We start from the raw sequence: 19,641 nt of genomic DNA, 5'->3' as shown, positions 1-19,641 counted from the left end.
AGCAAAAGCCTGCTGAAGAAGCAAAATCTTTAAGCGAGTTTGAACAACGTGTTGTTGAATTAACAAACGCTGAGCGTGCAAAACAAGGCTTACCAGCACTAAAAATCGATACTGAATTAAGCAAAGTAGCACGTATTAAGTCTGAAGATATGCAAAAAAACAACTACTTTGATCATAACAGCCCTACATACGGGTCTCCGTTTGACATGATGAAGAAATTTGGTATTTCTTATACATCTGCAGGTGAAAACATCGCTCAAGGTCAACGTACACCTGAAGAAGTAGTACAAGCTTGGATGAACAGCGCTGGACACCGTGCAAACATCTTAAATAACGGCTTCACTCACATCGGTGTTGGTTATGTAGAAAGCGGCAACTACTGGACACAACAATTTATTACGAAGTAAATAGATTAAAAGAGTCTTCTCATAATGAGAAGACTCTTTTTTAAGTTTCATAGCTTTCTATTATGTATGAATAGAAAATATATAGCATAAACAACATAGATCCACAGCTTATTACACTAAGCAATACATAAAATCCCCACTCTAAGTTCAAAAACAATGAAAACAATATGCCACATGCCATCACTTGAAAAATCCGTCTACTCACTAAACAAATTTTTTGTAATTTAATTGGATCTTTTTCTTTTTCTTTGCCTTTTATTTTCTTAAATTCTTTACTCAGCATAAAAAGAAACATACTAATCCCAATCGTTAATCCTGTTTGAAAGGATATCAAATCCCCAAAATTAATAAAGAGGATAAGCGTATGAATAAACAACATAAATAACGTAATTTTCTTTATAAATCCGCCTATAATACCATGCTCTCTTTCATTAAACTTAAATATATTATGTGAAATAATATACAAAAATCCATATGAAAAAATAATAAAACAGGGAATAAATGCTACAACGACTTGTTTACTCATAAACTCGTTTGGCTGACCATTTACATTCCAATGTACTGCCATACGATTTGGTAAATAGGGATAGAGAAATAGAGTAAGTAAAAGACAAGCGAAAAATATTCCCAGTACATACTTATATTTAATCAAGTGATTCTCACCTCTCTTTTCTCTTAACGGCTTCGCTTCTTTTAGAGAAATCCCTGCAAAAATCTACTTTTTTCAAGTTAAAACTTATACTTTACGCATTTTCTTTTTGAAATTCTTTTATTTTATTATTTAACTTTGTAGGAAACGGCACATCAACTTCAATCGCTTCTTTCGTAATTGGATGCAAGAAATTTATCTTCATCGCATGCAATGCCTGACTGGACATATATTTTGTTTGTCCACCATATAATACATCCCCAACTAATGGATTACCATTATGACTCATATGAACACGAATTTGATGTGTTCTACCCGTTTCTAATTGTAACGTTACGAAAGTCGTGTTTTGCTTCTTAAAATACTTTTCTACTTTATAATATGTGATAGCTTGGTCACCTTTTGGAGAAATACGACGCCTTGTAGCATGATGGCGATCCCTTCCGATAGCAGCATCAATCTTTCCTTTTTTCTTCTTTACTTTCCCTTCAACGAGCGCTGCGTACGTTCTTTTAATTTTTCTTTCCATTAATAAGCGATCCATAATTGAACCAGCAATTCTATGCTTAGCAAACACGACACCACCTGTCGTATCTTTATCTAAACGATGAATATGACGCACCTTCGTCTCTAAACCTTGCATTTGAAAATGAAAAGCAACAAGATTTGCAAGCGTCCCGGTTCCACCTTTTTCAGCAGGGTGCGTGTCCATTTGCTCTGGTTTATTTACGATAAGTACGTGATCATCTTCGTATACTACATGTAATTCACCATATTCTGGATCTACACCGTACTCTTCCTCAGCAAACATATGGACTTGTAACTTATCGTTCTCTTTTAAAAGCTCATTCCATCTTCTTTGTTCCCCGTTAACCGTAACACCTTTTTCCATACGAAGCTGATGTAATAGCTTTTTCGGTATTTCCCATTCTACTTTTAATACCGATTCAATACTTATACCATTCCATTTAGCTGGAACGGTAATTTCACACCATTCACCCTTTTTCTTTGTTTCCATACTGTTTATCACCTTATTTCTATTGATTCTCTCATTGTAACGGAAAACACACTTTGATGCACCGTCAAAAATAGAGGACAGTCTTATAATAGACTGCCCCTCAAGCTCTAAGTCTTTTCATTTCTAACAATACTTCTTCAGCTTTTTGTTCATACGATAAATCTTTAAAGAAATCCGCCAACCTTTTATAATCATTGTAAGCATCTAATAAATCGTCCATCTTTTCTATTTTCATCACTTGTTGTTTTTGTTTCATTTTTACTGGATAGCGATAACCTGATACTTCTTGTATTTTGTAATACTCATCCTCTACTTGAACGACCTTTACAAGTTCTTCCTCTTCTGCATCCATCGTATACCCGTCAAATTCTCTAAGTAGTTCATAAATGATATGAGTCCATTCATCTTTTGGATAAAACCCTTTTTCTAACCGATAACCGACAATGCGATACATATGCCCATCGTTCTCGGCAAACTGTACTGTATCATTTAACTTAAACTTAAAATAACGAAACATTGCCTTCACCTACTTATTATGTAATGTTCTTATCACATACTATTTGCAAAATGTAGGCTTTGCTATTCATAAAAAATGCTCATCATATTGATGAGCATTTTTTATGATGCTTTTTCTCTTTTTTTTCGAAATGGTAACCACCAGTTCCAGTCTCCAAATAACTTCATTAAGCTTGGTACGAGCATAAGACGAATAATTGTTGCATCAAGAAATATTGCTAATGCAACGCCAAGACCCATCTGCTTTACTGGTAAAATATCAGTAAATGCGAATGCACCAGTTACAACAATCATTATTAAAGCAGCTGATGTAATAATTCTACTTGTTGAAACGAGCCCTTCTAACGTTGCTTGATCGTTATCTCCTGTTTCTTCATAGAGCTCATGAATACGTGAAATAAGAAATACTTCATAATCCATACTAAGCCCAAATACGAGGCCAAAAATGAAGATTGGTAAGACAAACAGAACCGGACTTGCTTCTAAACCGAAATGACCACCTTCAAATAACCAAACAACAATTCCAATGGTTGCACTTAAACTAAGTATATTCATAACAATTGCCTTAATTGGAATGAGTATAGATCGGAATGCAAATAATAATATAACAAAGGTCGATCCAAATATAACAGACATACCAATTACAACTTTATCTTTAATTTCATCTTCTAATTCTTGTTGAAACGTCGTCATTCCGCCTAGATAATACGTAACATCCGTTTCTTTATAGTTCTTTTTAAAGTCACGTACCCACTGTTTTGCAGTCTCTGTACGTGGTTTTGTTTTCAAAAAGATTTCTATCGTCGTCTTATTCCCTTGCGTGTATGCTTCAAATACAGGAGTTAGTTTCGCTGATTCTGGCGACTGCAACATTCCAACAACTTGATCTGCTTTCATTCCAGTTAACCCGTCGTATAAACTTCTTACTTCATGTACTTTCTTATCATCTTTTAACTTTTGAACGACTTCTTCTATCTTTTGTAGACTTTCTTTTTCTTTCATATCTTTTTTCGTCTCTACAACTAATGTAACATCAGCGTGTGTTTTGACAGTTTCATTAAATGCTTCTTCATACTTTTCATATGCAATCCTTGTATCACTCTTTTCAGGTAAAGCTTCAACACCAGGGAACTGCAAATTAGCTGTACGTAACGGTAATAAGCAAATAACAATAAATGTTGTAACAACAATAATCATTGCAATTGGATGTTTCATCACAAATTGTGCAAATTTACGCCATGCTTTTGCCGGCGTATGTGCTACTTGATTCTTTTTTAATATTCTTTTACCGATTAACGATAATAGTGCTGGAAGAAGTGTGAGTGAGAATAAAATACTCATAATGACAACAATCATTCCGCTAATCGCGACAGATTGAATATAATCTATCTTAAAGAAAAACAAACCGGATAACCCAACAAATACGCATAATCCTGAAAATACAATCGCACGTCCTGCCGTTTGATATGTAATTGCTATCGCTTCTTTTACCGTTCGTTTAGCAACTTCCTCTCGAAAACGGTTCACAAATAATAGCGCAAAATCAATAGATAATGCAAGTCCAATCATCGGTGCAACATTTAACACGAAAATAGATAGTTCTTTATCAACACCGATGAAATACAATATACCCATCGTACTAATAACACTAAGCGCCCCATTCAAAATCGGTAAAATTGATGCCAAAAGACTACCAAACGAAAATAGTAATACAAGAAACGCAATTGGTAATCCAATCATCTCTGCTACTTTTAAATCATTTTGCGTTCTTTCATTAATCTCTTTATTAATTTTCGGAAACCCTGTAGGTGTTACTTTTAATGCTATATTACTTTCTTTCTCAATCTCATCAGCAAATTGTAATGTCTTTTCCATTCGTTCCTTATTTGTTTTCCCGGAAAATAAAATTGTCGCATAGCCGATGTCATCTTGTAGCATTTCTTTATTTTGGATTGGGTGATGGAAAGATTCATAGTTCTCTTTCTCTTGAACATTCTTTACAATTTCATTTATTCGCTTTTTAAATTCCTCATGCGAAGCATCTTTATTTTTCTCAAAAACGAGCAGCAGCGTATCTTGAGACTTCTTAAAATCTTTATCTAAAATTTCTTTCGTTTTTTGATAGTCGCCTTCCGTTTGGAAACCGTCACCACCTAATACTCCCGGTAGCTTTGGAGCAAAAATCCCAAGTGCGATTGCGAGCAACAGTAACGCTACAATTACTGTATAACGAAACTGATACAAAAAGGCTCCTAACTTCCCCCACTTATCAACTTTATGTACATTTGTCTTCACACATTTTCACCTACTTTACATAATTCAATTGTCACTTATACTGTATCACATCTTGATATAAACAAAAAACGTCTGGAAAAACTATAATAATAGTTTTTCCAGACGTTTTTCTATCTCTCTTTATTAAGCCCTAATCTCTCAGTAAGTAAACGATGGTAGTAAATCGCGATAATTAACAAAATACCACCTACGCAGTAACCAGCTAAAATATCAGTTGGGTAATGTACATTTAAAATGACTCTACTTAATCCAATCGATAGAATTACTATACCCATCAAAATCGTTGTGACACATTTCCCAGCTACGCTTTTCAAATTAGCAGCAATGATATAAGTAAGAAATCCAAATGTCATAATCGATAACATTGCATGTCCACTAGGAAAACTATACCCAAGTGCATCTAGCGCTTCATTTAATGACGGACGTTCTCTCTTTACAATCTCTTTTATCCCTTTATTCACAAGATGTGTTATTAAAATTCCCATTGGATATACAATCATCGCAGCATAATAACGCTTCTTCCAAAAAACAAGCAAACTTATAACGAGCGTAGCGACTATCCCAATTGCTGATCCCAATTTTGTAAAGTACGAGAAAAATGTAAGAGAACTTTCCGTTTGTAGCCCTCTTACTAATCCACGGACATATGTATCCATCACTGTAACGCCACCTGCATGTACGCGCCAAGCAACAATACCAAATACAGCAAATAACAAACCGATACACATTACCTCATACTGATGTAACTTCTTCTTCAAACGATTTCCTCCTACTATGAAAAAATGCGATTTCTACTTTAGAAACCGCATTTCCTTGCTTATTTACCTTTTGTTTTTAGCTCTGTCCAGTAACGATCATAGTCTTTTAACTTATCGTCTACATCAACAAGCCATTCTGTACGATCTAACTCTTCTTTCGTTAAGAAAATCATGTGATTATCACGGTATTCTTTACTATGAAGAGGATGAGCTTTTTCATTTGGGTTACTGTAACCAATTGACTCGTAGTTTTTCACACTTACTTTTTCATCTAGTAAGTAGTTCATAAATTTCTCAGCAAGCTCTTTATGTTTTGCACCTTTTGGAATTGCTAACGTATCAGCCCAAATTGTGCCGCCTTCTTTTGGTACAACATATTCTACATCTTTATTATCTTTTGCGATAAATGCTGCATCTCCAGACCAAACTGTTCCGATCCAAGCATCTTCTGTAATGAATTTTTGTTTAATGTTATCTGTATCAAATGCTAATAAGTTTGGAAGCAGCTTCTTTAAATCATCTGCTGCTGTCTTTAATTGTGCATCGTCTTTCGTACTGTTTGAGAACCCGTGCTTCTTAAGACCCACTCCTAATACTTCACGAGAATCGTTCAGTAACGTTACATGTCCTTTATATTTCTCATTCCATAAGTCCGCCCAGCTTGTAGGTGCTTCTTTCACATACTTTTTATTGTATGCAATCCCTGTTACACCCCAAGTGTACACTAAAGAATATTTATTCTCTGGATCAAACGCAGGTGTTTTAAAATTAGAAACCATATTTTCGATATTCGGGATATTCTTTTTATCTAACGGAGCTAATAAGTCCATTTTCGCCATTGTTTTAACCATGTAATCCGACGGCTGAATTAAGTCATACTTTGCGCCACCAGCTTGTAATTTCGCAAGCATTTCTTCATTACTTGCGTACTTGTCATAGTTAATTTTCACATTATACTTCTTTTCAAAATCTTTTAGCACTTGCTCATCAAAATTGTCAGCCCAACTATAAATATTTAATTCTTCTTTCTTTTCACCACAACCAGCAAGCACACCAGCAACAAGGCTAAAGATAATTGCTGCGCCAGCTATTCTTTTCATTAATTTCATCGGTTTATTACCCCCTTGTACTTTCTATATCGTTCGTATTATAAAGGAAGGTGTCCTCCAGAGTTTTCTTCACCATCTGCACCTTTGTTCCGGAAGATTTCAGATAGAACCATTAATCCTACGATAGCAACAATTAAAATTGTAGAAAGAGCATTAATTTCTGGTGATACTCCGCGCTTAACCATACTGTAAATGTATAGTGGCAATGTTGTTGATCCTGGTCCTGATACGAAGAAACTAATTACAAAATCATCAATTGATAATGTGAATGTTAATAATGCTGCCGAAATAACTCCCGGTGCAATTGCTGGGAACGTTACATAACGAAACGTTTGCCAAGGCGTTGCTCCTAGATCATTTGCAGCTTCTTCTAAGTCACGTCCCATACTTGAAAGACGCGCAGCTAAAATAACAACAACAAACGAAATGCTAAATGTAATATGTGCAATAATAATCGTTGTTTGTCCAAGTTCCATTCCTAACTGACTGAAAAGAATTAGTAAAGATAATCCCATTAAAATATCAGGAATTAAAATTGGTAAATATACAAGGCCATTAATAGCCCCTTCGAAACGATATTTATAACGATGTAAAGCAATTGCAAAGAATACACCAAGTACCGTTGTCACAATCGTTGTTATAACTGCAATCGTAATACTATTTACAAATGCATCAATAACATCTTGTTTTTGAAATAAATCTGTATACCAATGGAATGTAAAACCTTCCCACTCCGCATTAATGCGAGAGTCGTTGAAAGAATAGACCATTAAAACCATCATTGGAAAATACAAGAATAACAAAATTAACCAAGAATAAGAAACTAAAAACTTCTTCATCTTTGCCTATTCCCCTCCGTTCTCATTATATTTATATACTTTCGTTGCACGATAATATAAGTAAATTAACAGAACAGAGAATAGAACAACGATAATCGATAACGCAGATCCAAACGGCCAGTCACGTGCACCTAAGAATTGATTTTGAATAACGTTTCCGATTAATGCTACTTTCGATCCGCCCATCACGTCTGATACAACAAACATTCCGATAGAAGAAACGAATACTAAAATAGAACCAGTCGCAATTCCTGACATCGTCATCGGCACTGTTATATTCCAAAATGCCTTTATTGGTGTTGCTCCTAAATCATAAGCCGCTTCTAGCTTACGCTTATCCAGCTGCTCAATTGCTGCATACACTGGTAAAATCATAAATGGTAATAAAGAATAGACCATTCCGAGTATTACAGAAGGAGTATTATATAATAAATTTAACGGTTCACTAATAATGCCAAGCTTTAATAACAACGTATTCACAAGACCTTGTGAACGTAAAATAACAATCCATGCGTATGAACGAACAAGAAAGTTAATCCAAAACGGGATCGTTGCCAATAATAAAAGAATAGAGCGGTATTTGCGGTCAACAATTGTAATTGTATACGCAAACGGATAACCAATTAATAAACATATTACTGTTGTAATAACTGCGATCTTAACAGTTTCCCATAACGTTCCTAAGTACAATGGATCAAATACACGGGATATATTCTCCAGCGTAAATTGCATTTCTACTGTCCCGTAAGCTCCGCGCTGCATGAAGGCGAATCCTAATACGAATACGAGCGGGATTAGGAAGAAAATTAACAGCCACGCGACTGTAGGTAGTGCGAGTAATTTCCCTTTTTTCAATTTAAGGTCACCTCGTCCTCTTGCTCCCAGCCTACATATACATTATCTCCAATGCTCCACTGCGCTGCCTCTTCAGCAGTTTGATATGCCATTAGTAATTCTGATGTTTTCTCATCACGTACATAAAGCTTCTCCATATTTCCGACAAACTCAATATCTTCAATATGTCCAAGATGGTATTCTTTTAAAATTGGTTCTTCAACCGAACGTACTTTTACATTTTCAGGGCGAATTGCTACATAGCCTTCCCCGTTCTTCACAATATTATTTTCACCGATGAATGTCGCAACGAACAATGTTTTTGGCTTATTATAAATTTCTTTCGGCGTTCCGATTTGTTCGATATGTCCTTTATTCATAACGACAATACGATCGCTCATGCTCATTGCTTCTTCTTGATCGTGCGTTACGTATATGAACGTAATTCCTAAATTACGTTGTAAGTTTTTCAATTCACGTTGCAAGTCTTTTCGTAACTTAAAGTCAAGCGCTCCAAGTGGCTCATCTAATAGTAATACACGCGGATTATTTACAATCGCTCTTGCAATTGCAACACGCTGCTGTTGTCCACCAGAAAGCTTCGCAGGTTTACGATTACGGAACTCAAGTAACTGCGTTAAACGCATTGCCTCTTCAGCACGCTCTTTCTGCTCTGCTGCTGATACTTTCTGCATTTTCATACCAAAACAAATATTCTTCTCTACTGTCATATGTGGGAATAGTGCGTAATGTTGGAACACTAGGTTCATATGACGCTTATATGGCGGCAAATCGTTAATTCTTTCATCATCTAATAAAAGATTCCCTTTAGTTGGAGTTTCAAATCCTGCGATCATACGAAGTAAAGTCGTTTTCCCGCAGCCACTCGGCCCTAAAATTGTTAAAAACTCTCCCTCTTTAATATCTAAAGAAAGAGGTGGGATAATCACTTGATTTCCAAAATGTTTTTCAACTGCTTCAACTTTAATAATCTTTTTCATTTTCCCGTCCTATCTACCTTAAATTTTAAATTTTTATATTCATGAATAAATATTTATGTTCTATAGACTATTTTTTGTTTCGATCCAAACAAAAATGGTTATTTAACAAGCGTTCGTTTCTATTCTTTATGTAGTATGTTTGATTCATTTTCGCATGATACATAACGTCGAACAGAAAAACCCCTTCCATTGCGAAGGGGCTATTATCATACGGCTACGCCTACTGATAAACACCATCATCATTTTAACAACTTTCGTATGAATTTTAAAGCACTTTTTGTAGAAGAGTAACGAATTTTCATGTCGAATGCTGTAGATTGGGCTAAAATGCTTTTATAATGTGAAAAAGTCCGAAAACTTTCTTTCCCATGATAACCCCCTAATCCACTACTTCCAACACCCCCAAAAGGTAAATATGGCGTGGCAAGATGATAGACAACATCATTAATACAGCCTCCACCATATGAAATATTACTCGTCACTTTCTTTTGTACTTCTTTATCTTCAGAAAATACATATAACGCTAACGGCTTCGGATGTTGCTGGATTGTGCCAATTACATCTTCTATGTTGTCGTACTCTATGATTGGTAAAATCGGACCAAAAATTTCATCTTCCATAACAGTATCTTTCCATGTAATATCCGCTAGTACTGTCGGTTCAATATGTAATGTATCTTTCTTATAGTTTCCACCAATTACGACTTGACCATCTTGTAAAAATCCACATAATCGTTCGAAATGGCGCTCACTTACAATACGCACATAATTTTCATTTTGCAAAGGTTCTTTACTATACTGCTCTATAATTTCATGTCGCAGTGCCTCAATTAGCTTTTCTTTCACGGAAGAATGCACATACATATAATCAGGCGCTACACACGTCTGCCCCGCATTTAAAAACTTACCCCAAACAATTCTTCTTGCTGTCATCTCTATCTTTGCATCTTTATGTACAATACAAGGACTTTTCCCGCCAAGTTCTAAAGTGAGCGGCGTCAACTGCTTCGCTGCTGCTTCCATTACAACTTTTCCAACGCCAACACTACCAGTAAAGAAAATATAATCAAACGGTTCCCTCAGCAAAGATGTACTCTCTTCAACGCCACCTTCTACTACCGCTACAAGCTCTTCTGGGAATAATTCATCTAACATTCTCTTAAGCACTTTTGAAACGCTTGGTGTTAACTCTGACGGCTTTAAAACGATTGTATTTCCAGCTGCCAGTGCTCCTACAAGTGGTGCAATTGCTAATTGAAAAGGATAGTTCCACGGTGCAATAATAAGCGTCACACCATACGGTTCTGGCACTACTTTTCCTTTTGATCCAAAATGAGTAAGTGCTGTTCGAACTCGTTTCGGTTTACTCCACGATGAAATATGTTTCAATTGAAAGGAAATTTCTTTTAATACATATCCAACTTCCGTTGTAAACGACTCGTGAACTGACTTATTTAAATCTAATTTCAATGCCTGAAATATTTCTTCTTCAAAATGCTGAATGCCTTCATAAAGCTTCTTCAAATTATTCTTTCGCATTTCGATGCTTCTCGTATGCCCTTTTAAAAAATATTCCTTTTGCCTACTTACAATAGAGGAAATACTCATTCACTCACCTTCTCCCACTATTTTTATCCAATTCTTTCATTATTTATATAGACTTCATATATAACAAATTTCTATTCTTAAGGTTACATTATATATGACTTTTTCAGCTATATAAAATTCATTGCTCACAAAAAAACTACCGAAAGAAAATCTCTCGGTAGTTTTACAGTATTAACGATATAAACGAACAGCACCTGCAGAATTATCATCAGCTTGTCCTACTACTTCAAACTTCAGACCAAGCTTCGGTAAAATACGTCCTGCATCTGGAATCTGTTGATTAATATACGTTTTAGAATCATCAAACTTCGGTACACCTGCTAAACCATCATACGTATACGTTCCACGCGTTGGAGATACGACTTTCCAAGCTGGCGTTTTATCAAATGAGAACGCCGCATCTGCGATTTGGAATCGTGTACTACTTTCCACTGTCGGTTTACCATTTAAAGTTCCTACAATTGCTTCTGGATGAGAATCAACTACACCTAGGAAACCGTGTCCTGGATGTACACCAACCCAGTTATCTGTATAAGCTGAATCTGCATACCATACGACCATACCAGCGTTATATACTGGACCACGTGCAAATTTTAACGCGTTATCTGAACCAGCATAGTTTCTCCACTCAACATAGTAGTTATGGCTTTTCTTCTCTGTTCCGTTAGAAACAGCAAAACCATCTAATTTGAATTGTGGCGTACCTTCTGCGTCATCAGAGAATACTACTTTATCATCTACTGTTAATGAAGCATTATCAAGTAAGAAACCATTTAATGCTAAACCACCATCAGTAATGTAATCAAATGTTAATTTTACTTTCTTACCTTTGAACTGGCTTAAATCATATGATTTGTCAATCCATTTTCCATTTGTCGAATCTGCATTTCCACTATTTGCTTTCTCACCAAGTCTTTCAATTAACGTTTGTTGACCATCTTCCGTTACAGCGTGTACTTCAAGGAAATCATACTCTGCTTCAATTTCATATAATGATTTGAAGTCAAATTTTGCAGTCGTTGCATTTGTTAAATCGAACAGTGGTGTTTCCATCTTCGTATGAAGATCATCACCTTTTGTGCTGTAGTAATACTGTTTTCCGAATGCCGGTTCAATTGTTTTTATATCTTTGTCTGGTAAGTTAACACGAATCATACCTGGACGGTTAGATTTCGTAACACTTTGGTCTAAATATGTTGCTAGGCCGATACCTTTATTTAATTTCTCGTAATCTACTTCTACGATATTTGCCCAGTTACCACCGATTGTTTTTTGGAAAAACTCTTTATTTTGTGGTGATAAGCTCGTTGGTGTTGTACCTGCAATTTTACCAGCCCAGCTTCCGCCACTCATGATAGACCAAGCTTGAATTGGCTCACCAGCACCGCTATATTGTGTATCATACTCATCTGGTAAACCTAAATCATGACCATATTCATGTGCGAATACACCAACTGCTCCATCTTCTGGTTCAATTGTGTAGTCGAACGCTGCCATCTTTCCACCCCAATATGGAACTTTCGCTTGTGTACCTTCAATTGCGAATGGTTTTGGTCCAACTGTCCAGCGATGTGACCAAATTGCATCATCACCTAATTTACCCCCACCTGCTTCTTGTCCAACACCTGCATGAATAATCATTAAGTGATCAATTAAACCATCCGGTTGATTTTTATTTCCATCACCATTTACATCATATTGATCAAATTGATCAAACTCTGATAGATCAAGACCGCTATCTACAGCTGCTTTTAATGCATCTTTTACTAAATCACGTGGGCCTTTTGGTCCTTTATTATCATGACCGCCGCTAGCAGCATCTGCACCGTAATCAGCAGCTTTACCAGGAACTGTTAACCATTTTGTAACTGTTCCGTCCACTGTGTAACTACCACCAGATTGCTCTTCGTAATATTGTTTAAACGTTTCAATTTTACTTCCATCATCTAATGTAAACGGCTCGTTGCCAAATAACATTTTTTCATAATGTTCTTTATTAAAATCGTTAGAATACATATATCCAGGCTCTTTGTCGATATTATTATGTTTAAAGTCAGCGTACTCTACAAGTAAAACGAGTACTTTATCTTTACGAACTTCACCGTTATAGTCTTTTTGTTTCGCTGGAGAAGTTGGTACTTTACCATTTAGACCGCCTTTAACTGGGCCTGTCGCTGCAGGTGTTCCTGTTGCAGGGTTATCTAATTTTTCTTTCGTGTCTGCTTTCGCATCTTTCACTTTCTTTAAAAAATCAGATGCTTCTTTCGTAAGTTGATCCCCATTCGGTACTTCTTTCCCAGGATTTTCACCCTTTTTGTTCTCTACATACTTTTCGACAGCTTTCTTTGTTTCTTTCTCTGAAGCTGACGAATCAATTACCCCACGTTTTTTTAGCGCATCTGCTAAACGTTCTTCCGGAATTAAGTGATCATCAACTGGGCTCGTAGCCGTTTTATTCGCAGGCGTTTCAGCATATGCAGATTGAGTGCCAGCCCCGAATGAAAGGCCTAATACAGCTGTTAAAGCGATTGATGACAAAACTTTGAACGGTTTCTTGTTCATCCCTTATTTCCTCCCCTAATAAATAATATGTATTACAAATTGAATTTTATTAAAAATTCAATATTTTTTCAATATTTAGTCATATTATGTAATATTTTTAATATATTTGTAAAAATTTCATAGTTAGCATACGAATATATCACAATTCAACAATGTTTTCTGAAAATATTGAAAGTTTTTATCGAACAATTTATAATTTCCATAGAGGGAGTTTAATGGGGATTTTATCTTTGTTTCATCTACACAATATTTGATAATTCACTATATAAAACACAAAATCCAATTGCATTATCATGTATTCTGTAGCAGCAATTATGACCGATAATTAGGGAGGAATTACATTTGTACAAAGATAAGACAGACGCACTGGATCAAGAATGGATTGATTTAATACTTGAAGCTCTAGATGCCGGTATCGCCATGCAAGACATCGAGCAATTTTTCCAACGTATGAAGCCATCCAGTCAGGCTCAATAGGTTTGTTCTTTTTAACGAAGTTTATGTTATAATAATGACATCATAAGACAACTACATATTGATAGAAAGGTGCGCAAATATGATTGGAGAACGTATAAAACGCCTTCGTTTACAAAAAGGGATTTCATTAACTGAACTTGCCGAAAAAGCTGGCGTTGCTAAATCTTACATTAGTTCTATAGAACGAAATTTACAAAAAAACCCTTCCATTCAGTTTCTTGAAAAGATCGCAGCAGTTCTACAAATTCCAGTTGATACTTTACTTCATGATGAAACAACAAAGGAAACTAACCTAGACTCCGAATGGACACAACTCGTTAAAGATGCAATGAACTCTGGTGTCTCCAAAGAACAATTTCGTGAATTTCTTGAATTTACAAAGTGGAAGCAAAATAATAAATAGAAAGAAGTGCTTACAAGTAGCACTTCTTTTTCTTTATAAAAAAAGCGGGGGATACCCGCTTTTTTATTATTTTTCTTCCCCAGCTTCTTGGTTAGCATTGAATGTCCATTCTAAATTCAATGTATCACCTTGGAAGATATTTTGATCTTTTCCATTATCTACAAATTCAAATTGTACCCATAGATAATCCTCTGTACCAGCTGCTAATCCACCCTTTTCTCCCCACTCAGGAGCAAAGATGTCTTTAGCTAAAAGATCTGGATCAACTTTTTGTAAGTCTGCTAAAGTTGTTTCGTATACAGGCTCACTTTGTTTATCCCAGTTCCAAAGGAATTTTACTTTAACGTGCTTACCAAAGTCTTCACCAGCATTATCACCTTTTGCATCTTTAACAGTATACTTTGTTGCTAATTTAACATCTTTAATAGTTAACGAACCGCTGTTTTGTAATAAGAACTCTTTCTTAACAGAATCCCCTGGTTTTAAATCTTTAATATCTACAAGCGTCTTAGGGTTTAATGTAAGGTCTAACGTCCCAGCTGCAAATGTATTGTTTGATACTTCTTTATCGCTAAAGAATGCAAATGTTCCTCCACCAATTAAAGCTAACCCCAATGCTGCTGATGCAACTCCCATACCTAATTTCTTTTTCAGACTCACAATCAATTCCCCCTAGCTTTTTTTTATATTTTTATCACTTATTTTTCAATAAGAGATGTAAAGAAAACTATATTAGCTTAGCTAATATGTGTTCTTTTTTAAAAACCTTATGTTCATTATAACGAACAACCCTATATAAACACAACACATATTTATTAATATTTTCAGTTATTTTTATTTCTCAATATTATTTAGACTTTTCAGAAAAAAATGATGATAATTTATAACTTTTTTCACACTCAAATCATTTAATACTATAAGAAAAAAGAAAAACAAAGAGGTGAGGGCTAACGTTCCCTCACACTCGTATAAATATTACTAGTCTTGCTTATTCGTTCACTCTCTCTTACACCACATTCTTGTTTTCTAGCTGTTTCACTAAAGCAGTTCCTCCGCTTTCTTCTGCTCTTCTAGCTTTTTCTGTTCTTCCGCTTTCTTTTGCTCTTCTACTTTTTTCTGTTCTTCTACTTTTTTCTGTTCTTCTACTTTCTTCTGTTCTTCTACTTTCTTCTGTTCTTCTACTTTCTTCTGTTCTTCTACTTTCTTCTGTTCTTCGGCTTTCTTTTGTTCTTCTACTTTCTTTTGTTCTTCGGCTTTCTTTTGTTCTTCTACTTTCTTTTGTTCTTCGGCTTTCTTTTGTTCTTCTACTTTCTTTTGTCCTTCCGCTTCAATTGCAACGTTTAATTGTTGCTGAAGAGCCTGAATTTGCTCATCAATAGCTTTCAAGCTAATTTCTTTCTCAATATAGTCACGCTTCTCTTTGATACTGCGAAAGCCTTCATTTACATATATGGACACTTGCTGCATCGACTCATCTTTATTTACCTTTAATTCTTCTTGTATTTGATTGTAAGGAGCTTCTATTTCAGTATATACATTTTGCAGAGCTTCCTTCTCAGCAACAATTTTCTCACGCCCTTGTTGCCATACAGAAATCGCCTGTTTTATTTCTTCAATAGAAGTTGCTTTCGATTTCCCCTTCATCGTTCCATACTCACGCTCAATAAACTGTTTATGTTTCTCAGATTGCTCTTTTAACGTATTAACTGTTTTCGGAAATATAATTGCTGTAGAAAGCGTCGCTTCTACTTTCGTTTCATGAATGAACGCCGCTTCTGTATGCGTCATAATTTGAGATCCTAAATAAAACGTAATAGAACACATACACGGCAATATAAGCATCTTTTTAAAATTACGCGGTCTTTTCAGCATCTTAATCTCTCCCATCGAACATTACGTTCTTTATACAGAACATTATCTATATTATAGTAAAGAACTATTAAAATTGATAGACAAATACTAGAAAAATAGAAAAAGGGCTATCCATGTGATAGCCCTTTTTATTATTATCTTTCTTCACCTGCTGTTTGTTGTGCATCAAACGTCCAATTTAATTGTAACTTATCGCCTTGGAATTGATTTTGATCTTTTCCATTATCAACGAACTCAAATTTCACTTTGAATTTATCAGATTTACCTGCTGAAATACCTTTTTCATCCCAGAACCAAGCCGATAAATCATTATCTACAGCTGTAAGTGTGTCACCTTTTAATTTATCTAAAGTAGTTTGTTTCACAATTGTCTCATGCTTATCTACATTTTTTAAGAATGTTACTTTAATATGTTTACCAAAATCATCTTTATTATCTTTCTTTACATCTTCTACATTATAATCTGTTTTCAGTAGAACCTTTTTAATATCTAAAGAGCCTTTATTTTCTAGTTTAAATTCTTTTTCAATTGTATCCCCAGGCTTTAAATTCGATACGTTAACAACTGTTGATGGATTTAATGCTAAATCCAGTGTTCCAGCCGCAAATGTATTGTTTGACACTTCTTTATCACTGAAAAATGCAAATGTTCCTCCACCAACTAAAGCTGCTCCTAATACTGCTGATGTAATACCCATTCCTAATTTTTTCTTTAAAGTCATGTCCATATCCCCTTAATATATATTTGTTAACTTCCTAAACGGAAAGTATAACCAAACGAACTAGACGGATTGTTCTACTTTTTTATCTTTCTTTTCTCCGTCAATGCTACGAATAGCACCAAAAATAGAAATAGCGGAATAACCAAGCAAAAAGACTCCTGGAATAATAAGAAGTAATGCTGCTCCTGCTTTCGAATTCGCATAATTCAGTAAATAACCAACATATGGAACTGTAATATCTGCATACTTTCCAACTACATTTTCTGCAAGTACTGGCTCTAAATCTGGTCCGTTGTTGTTATCCCCTTTTGTTTCATACATTACTTTTCCATTTGTATCTTTCACACCGATAATACGGTGAGTGATAATTTTTTGATCTTTCTCTTTAAAGGTAATAACATCACCTTTTTGATATTTAGAACCATCTTTGTTTGGTTCTATTGCAATGATTGATCCTGTTAAAAACGTCGGCTCCATTGATCCTGAAAGAACGCTCTTAAATTGATATCCCATCACTGTCGGATCACCACCGCTTGCTTTTGAAGAAATAACTACAAAAGCTAAAAAAACCATCAATGCAAATAAAACAAATGAGATCGCGTTGCTAATTATCTTCCATATTAATTTCATCGTCTCTCTCCCTCTCCGTTGTTTTATATTATTTGAAGTATGCAATATCCATTGCGTTCTTTAACAAGAACACAAGTAAATGATATAACGAACTTTAAGTTATTGCAATAAGAAAATTTACAATTATTAGTTATTTAAGATATATAAAAAAGACTGTGCCAAAATTTTACACAGTCTTTTTATTAGTAATTTATTTACCTTCCGATTTCATTCCTTTTGTATTTCGGCGCAACACTACATATAAAATTGCTCCAAATAATACAATCGCACCTATCCCAACACTTATTACTTTCATATTTGAGTCTTTTACTTCAGGCATAGTTGTATCTTTTCTAGGCATCGCAAAAGTGACATCTTCTGTTGAAAGAACATTTACCGTCGCAATTGTTTGATTATTTTTCGTAATATCAACTGCACCAACTACCTCACCACGATGTATTCCTTTATGATATAAAGATTCTTTATCTAATGAAGCCGCCCGGAAAATAGTTTTCACATTTTTCCCTTCATCTTTCTTAAGCATAAGCTCTGCACTTTGTTCCAACTCAGAATTAACATCTTTATTTAAATATGTTGTTTTTTGATGCCAATTATGTTTATCAAGCACCATTTGCTTCGTAAATTGACCGAAAGAATAGTCCGCCATCTGCTTCAAATCTTCATAAATTTCAGGTCTTTGAGAAGCCATTACTACGCTTATAATACGATTTCCATCTTTCTCATTTAATAAAACAAGTGTATTACGCGCTTCATTCGTAAACCCTGTTTTACCGCCAATGCTATATGGATTTTCAAAAAAATTAGATTTATTAAAAATAGACACCGTCTGCCTAGACGTCGTAACTGTCGTTCTTTTCATATTCATCGCTTGTAAAATTTCAGGATACTTTTGCACACCCTTCGTAATCATAGCCATATCATACGGCGTCGTATAATGGTTCGGATCATGTAATCCATTCGGTGTTACAAAGTGGCTATCTTTCGCCCCTAATTGCTTCGCTTTCTCATTCATCATATTAGCGAAATTCTCAACACTCCCGCCAATCCGCTCCGCAATCGCATACGACACATCATTCGCACTCAGCACCATTAAAATCATAAGCGCAGTATTTCTATTAATTGTCTCTCCAGGTTGAAACTCAATTTGATAATTACTCTTCTCTTGATCTAATGCTAATTGTGAAAATGTAAATTGATCCTCTGGCTTTGTATGCTCCATGAGTAAAATCGCTGTTAACACCTTCGTCGTACTAGCAGGATATGCACGGTGATATGCGTTTTTGTCATACAAAACATCTCCTGTTTTTGCATCAATTGTCGTTGCAAACTGACTAAAAACATTCGGTCCTTCTGCAGGTGGTGGTGCAACTTGTTCTGGATTTACTCCAATATTCGTCTCAGCACGCAATGTCATAGGTGTCAACAAAAACAAACAAATAACTGTAATAAAAACCAAAATTTTCTTAAAATTTACCATATGACTCTCCCTTTTCCATTTACTCCTCTAACAAAATAATAAATCTACCAATCATATGTAATTTGTATTAAACTGGAAGAATTTTCACTATTTTTTACTATATCATATTTTTACGATAAAGAACATAAATATACAATAAAAATAAGAAGGAATTACTCTTTCTTATCCTTCTCATCAATCAACGAATCTATTAACTTTTGACTAGCTTCCTCGGGCGTAATCTCATCCGTTATCCCCATAAACGACCAACCTTTAGAATCGACCCACTCAACAAACTCTTGTAAAAATTCATCATGTGTAACATCTACATCAAGAATCGAACCATTAATCGAAATCGTTCTATTTTTAGACACGCGCATCTTGAACGTTTTTCTTACCATTACAACTTTTCTCCCTCTACTTCTGAATATTTATAAAGTGAAACTTTAATCAACCCTCACGAATCGGACTTTTACGGCCATCCCG

At 35.1% G+C, this 19,641-nt stretch carries 20 protein-coding genes; 3 read left to right on the top strand and 17 right to left on the bottom strand.

Annotated elements, in window-relative coordinates:
* On the top strand, window positions 1-407 hold a 407-nt coding region (locus DN404_RS10835), incomplete at its 5' end, for a CAP domain-containing protein (protein ID WP_240524290.1).
* 40 nt (window positions 408-447) lie between these two features.
* On the opposite strand, the gene DN404_RS10830 is transcribed toward DN404_RS10835, so the two are convergent.
* The 11 genes from DN404_RS10830 to inhA1 all read right to left on the bottom strand — a co-directional run bounded on the left by DN404_RS10830 (window position 448) and on the right by inhA1 (window position 13,595).
* Complete coding sequence (locus DN404_RS10830; protein WP_006917704.1) at window positions 448-1,059, bottom strand: DUF1648 domain-containing protein; 612 nt, start codon at window positions 1,057-1,059, stop codon at window positions 448-450.
* A 91-nt stretch (window positions 1,060-1,150) separates the two neighbouring features.
* On the bottom strand, window positions 1,151-2,074 hold the full coding sequence (locus tag DN404_RS10825; RefSeq protein ID WP_000448349.1) for an RluA family pseudouridine synthase: 924 nt from the start codon (window positions 2,072-2,074) through the stop codon (window positions 1,151-1,153).
* Between the two features lie 100 nt (window positions 2,075-2,174).
* Window positions 2,175-2,591: a hypothetical protein gene (locus DN404_RS10820; protein WP_000490301.1), complete on the bottom strand. Its 417-nt coding sequence runs from the start codon at window positions 2,589-2,591 to the stop codon at window positions 2,175-2,177.
* 101 nt (window positions 2,592-2,692) lie between these two features.
* Complete coding sequence (locus DN404_RS10815) at window positions 2,693-4,885, bottom strand: MMPL family transporter (RefSeq protein ID WP_000856409.1); 2,193 nt, start codon at window positions 4,883-4,885, stop codon at window positions 2,693-2,695.
* A 110-nt stretch (window positions 4,886-4,995) separates the two neighbouring features.
* A complete protein-coding gene (locus DN404_RS10810) occupies window positions 4,996-5,643 on the bottom strand; it encodes a phosphatase PAP2 family protein (protein WP_000727792.1) in 648 nt (215 codons plus the stop codon).
* Between the two features lie 59 nt (window positions 5,644-5,702).
* On the bottom strand, window positions 5,703-6,752 hold the full coding sequence (gene potD, locus DN404_RS10805; protein WP_086389282.1) for a spermidine/putrescine ABC transporter substrate-binding protein PotD: 1,050 nt from the start codon (window positions 6,750-6,752) through the stop codon (window positions 5,703-5,705).
* Between the two features lie 38 nt (window positions 6,753-6,790).
* A complete protein-coding gene (gene potC, locus DN404_RS10800; protein WP_000714192.1) occupies window positions 6,791-7,591 on the bottom strand; it encodes a spermidine/putrescine ABC transporter permease PotC in 801 nt (266 codons plus the stop codon).
* Window positions 7,592-7,597: 6 nt separating this feature from the next.
* Entirely contained in the window at window positions 7,598-8,446 is an 849-nt protein-coding gene (gene potB / locus DN404_RS10795) for a spermidine/putrescine ABC transporter permease PotB (protein WP_000715500.1), read from the bottom strand.
* Window positions 8,443-9,426: a spermidine/putrescine ABC transporter ATP-binding protein PotA gene (gene potA / locus DN404_RS10790; RefSeq protein ID WP_000720333.1), complete on the bottom strand. Its 984-nt coding sequence runs from the start codon at window positions 9,424-9,426 to the stop codon at window positions 8,443-8,445. Before potA ends, potB begins: the two co-directional genes overlap by 4 nt.
* A gap of 239 nt (window positions 9,427-9,665) precedes the next feature.
* Window positions 9,666-11,033: an aldehyde dehydrogenase gene (locus DN404_RS10785; RefSeq protein ID WP_025709888.1), complete on the bottom strand. Its 1,368-nt coding sequence runs from the start codon at window positions 11,031-11,033 to the stop codon at window positions 9,666-9,668.
* A 171-nt stretch (window positions 11,034-11,204) separates the two neighbouring features.
* Complete coding sequence (inhA1, locus tag DN404_RS10780) at window positions 11,205-13,595, bottom strand: M6 family metalloprotease immune inhibitor InhA1 (protein WP_001035937.1); 2,391 nt, start codon at window positions 13,593-13,595, stop codon at window positions 11,205-11,207.
* 342 nt (window positions 13,596-13,937) lie between these two features.
* On the opposite strand from inhA1, the gene DN404_RS10775 reads away from it, so the two are divergent.
* Together DN404_RS10775 and DN404_RS10770 are read left to right on the top strand one after the other, a co-directional pair.
* The gene (locus tag DN404_RS10775) at window positions 13,938-14,072 is read left to right on the top strand and encodes an anti-repressor SinI family protein (RefSeq protein ID WP_000276219.1); all 135 of its coding nucleotides are present in this window, start codon (window positions 13,938-13,940) and stop codon (window positions 14,070-14,072) included.
* Window positions 14,073-14,151: 79 nt separating this feature from the next.
* The gene (locus DN404_RS10770; protein ID WP_000578884.1) at window positions 14,152-14,475 is read left to right on the top strand and encodes a helix-turn-helix domain-containing protein; all 324 of its coding nucleotides are present in this window, start codon (window positions 14,152-14,154) and stop codon (window positions 14,473-14,475) included.
* A gap of 66 nt (window positions 14,476-14,541) precedes the next feature.
* Here DN404_RS10770 and calY read toward each other — a convergent pair whose 3' ends face one another.
* The 6 genes from calY to DN404_RS10740 form a co-directional block, all read right to left on the bottom strand.
* Window positions 14,542-15,135 (bottom strand): biofilm matrix protein CalY, encoded by a 594-nt coding sequence (gene calY, locus DN404_RS10765; protein ID WP_000053714.1) that lies wholly within the window; start codon window positions 15,133-15,135, stop codon window positions 14,542-14,544.
* 378 nt (window positions 15,136-15,513) lie between these two features.
* Window positions 15,514-16,347 carry a DUF4047 domain-containing protein gene (locus tag DN404_RS10760; protein WP_149215060.1) on the bottom strand — a complete coding sequence of 278 codons (834 nt, stop codon included), beginning with the start codon at window positions 16,345-16,347 and terminating at the stop codon, window positions 15,514-15,516.
* Window positions 16,348-16,481: 134 nt separating this feature from the next.
* Window positions 16,482-17,069 (bottom strand): CalY family protein, encoded by a 588-nt coding sequence (locus DN404_RS10755; RefSeq protein WP_000172852.1) that lies wholly within the window; start codon window positions 17,067-17,069, stop codon window positions 16,482-16,484.
* 60 nt (window positions 17,070-17,129) lie between these two features.
* Window positions 17,130-17,699 (bottom strand): signal peptidase I SipW, encoded by a 570-nt coding sequence (gene sipW, locus DN404_RS10750; RefSeq protein ID WP_000767792.1) that lies wholly within the window; start codon window positions 17,697-17,699, stop codon window positions 17,130-17,132.
* Window positions 17,700-17,889: 190 nt separating this feature from the next.
* On the bottom strand, window positions 17,890-19,176 hold the full coding sequence (locus DN404_RS10745; protein ID WP_149215059.1) for a D-alanyl-D-alanine carboxypeptidase family protein: 1,287 nt from the start codon (window positions 19,174-19,176) through the stop codon (window positions 17,890-17,892).
* A 152-nt stretch (window positions 19,177-19,328) separates the two neighbouring features.
* On the bottom strand, window positions 19,329-19,556 hold the full coding sequence (locus tag DN404_RS10740) for a hypothetical protein (RefSeq protein ID WP_000251856.1): 228 nt from the start codon (window positions 19,554-19,556) through the stop codon (window positions 19,329-19,331).
* Window positions 19,557-19,641 lie beyond the last annotated feature (85 nt).

Source organism: Bacillus sp. TE8-1 (assembly GCF_008368855.1).
Lineage (GTDB): Bacteria > Bacillota > Bacilli > Bacillales > Bacillaceae_G > Bacillus_A > Bacillus_A cereus.
This window is presented reverse-complemented; position numbering and strand designations above follow the sequence as displayed.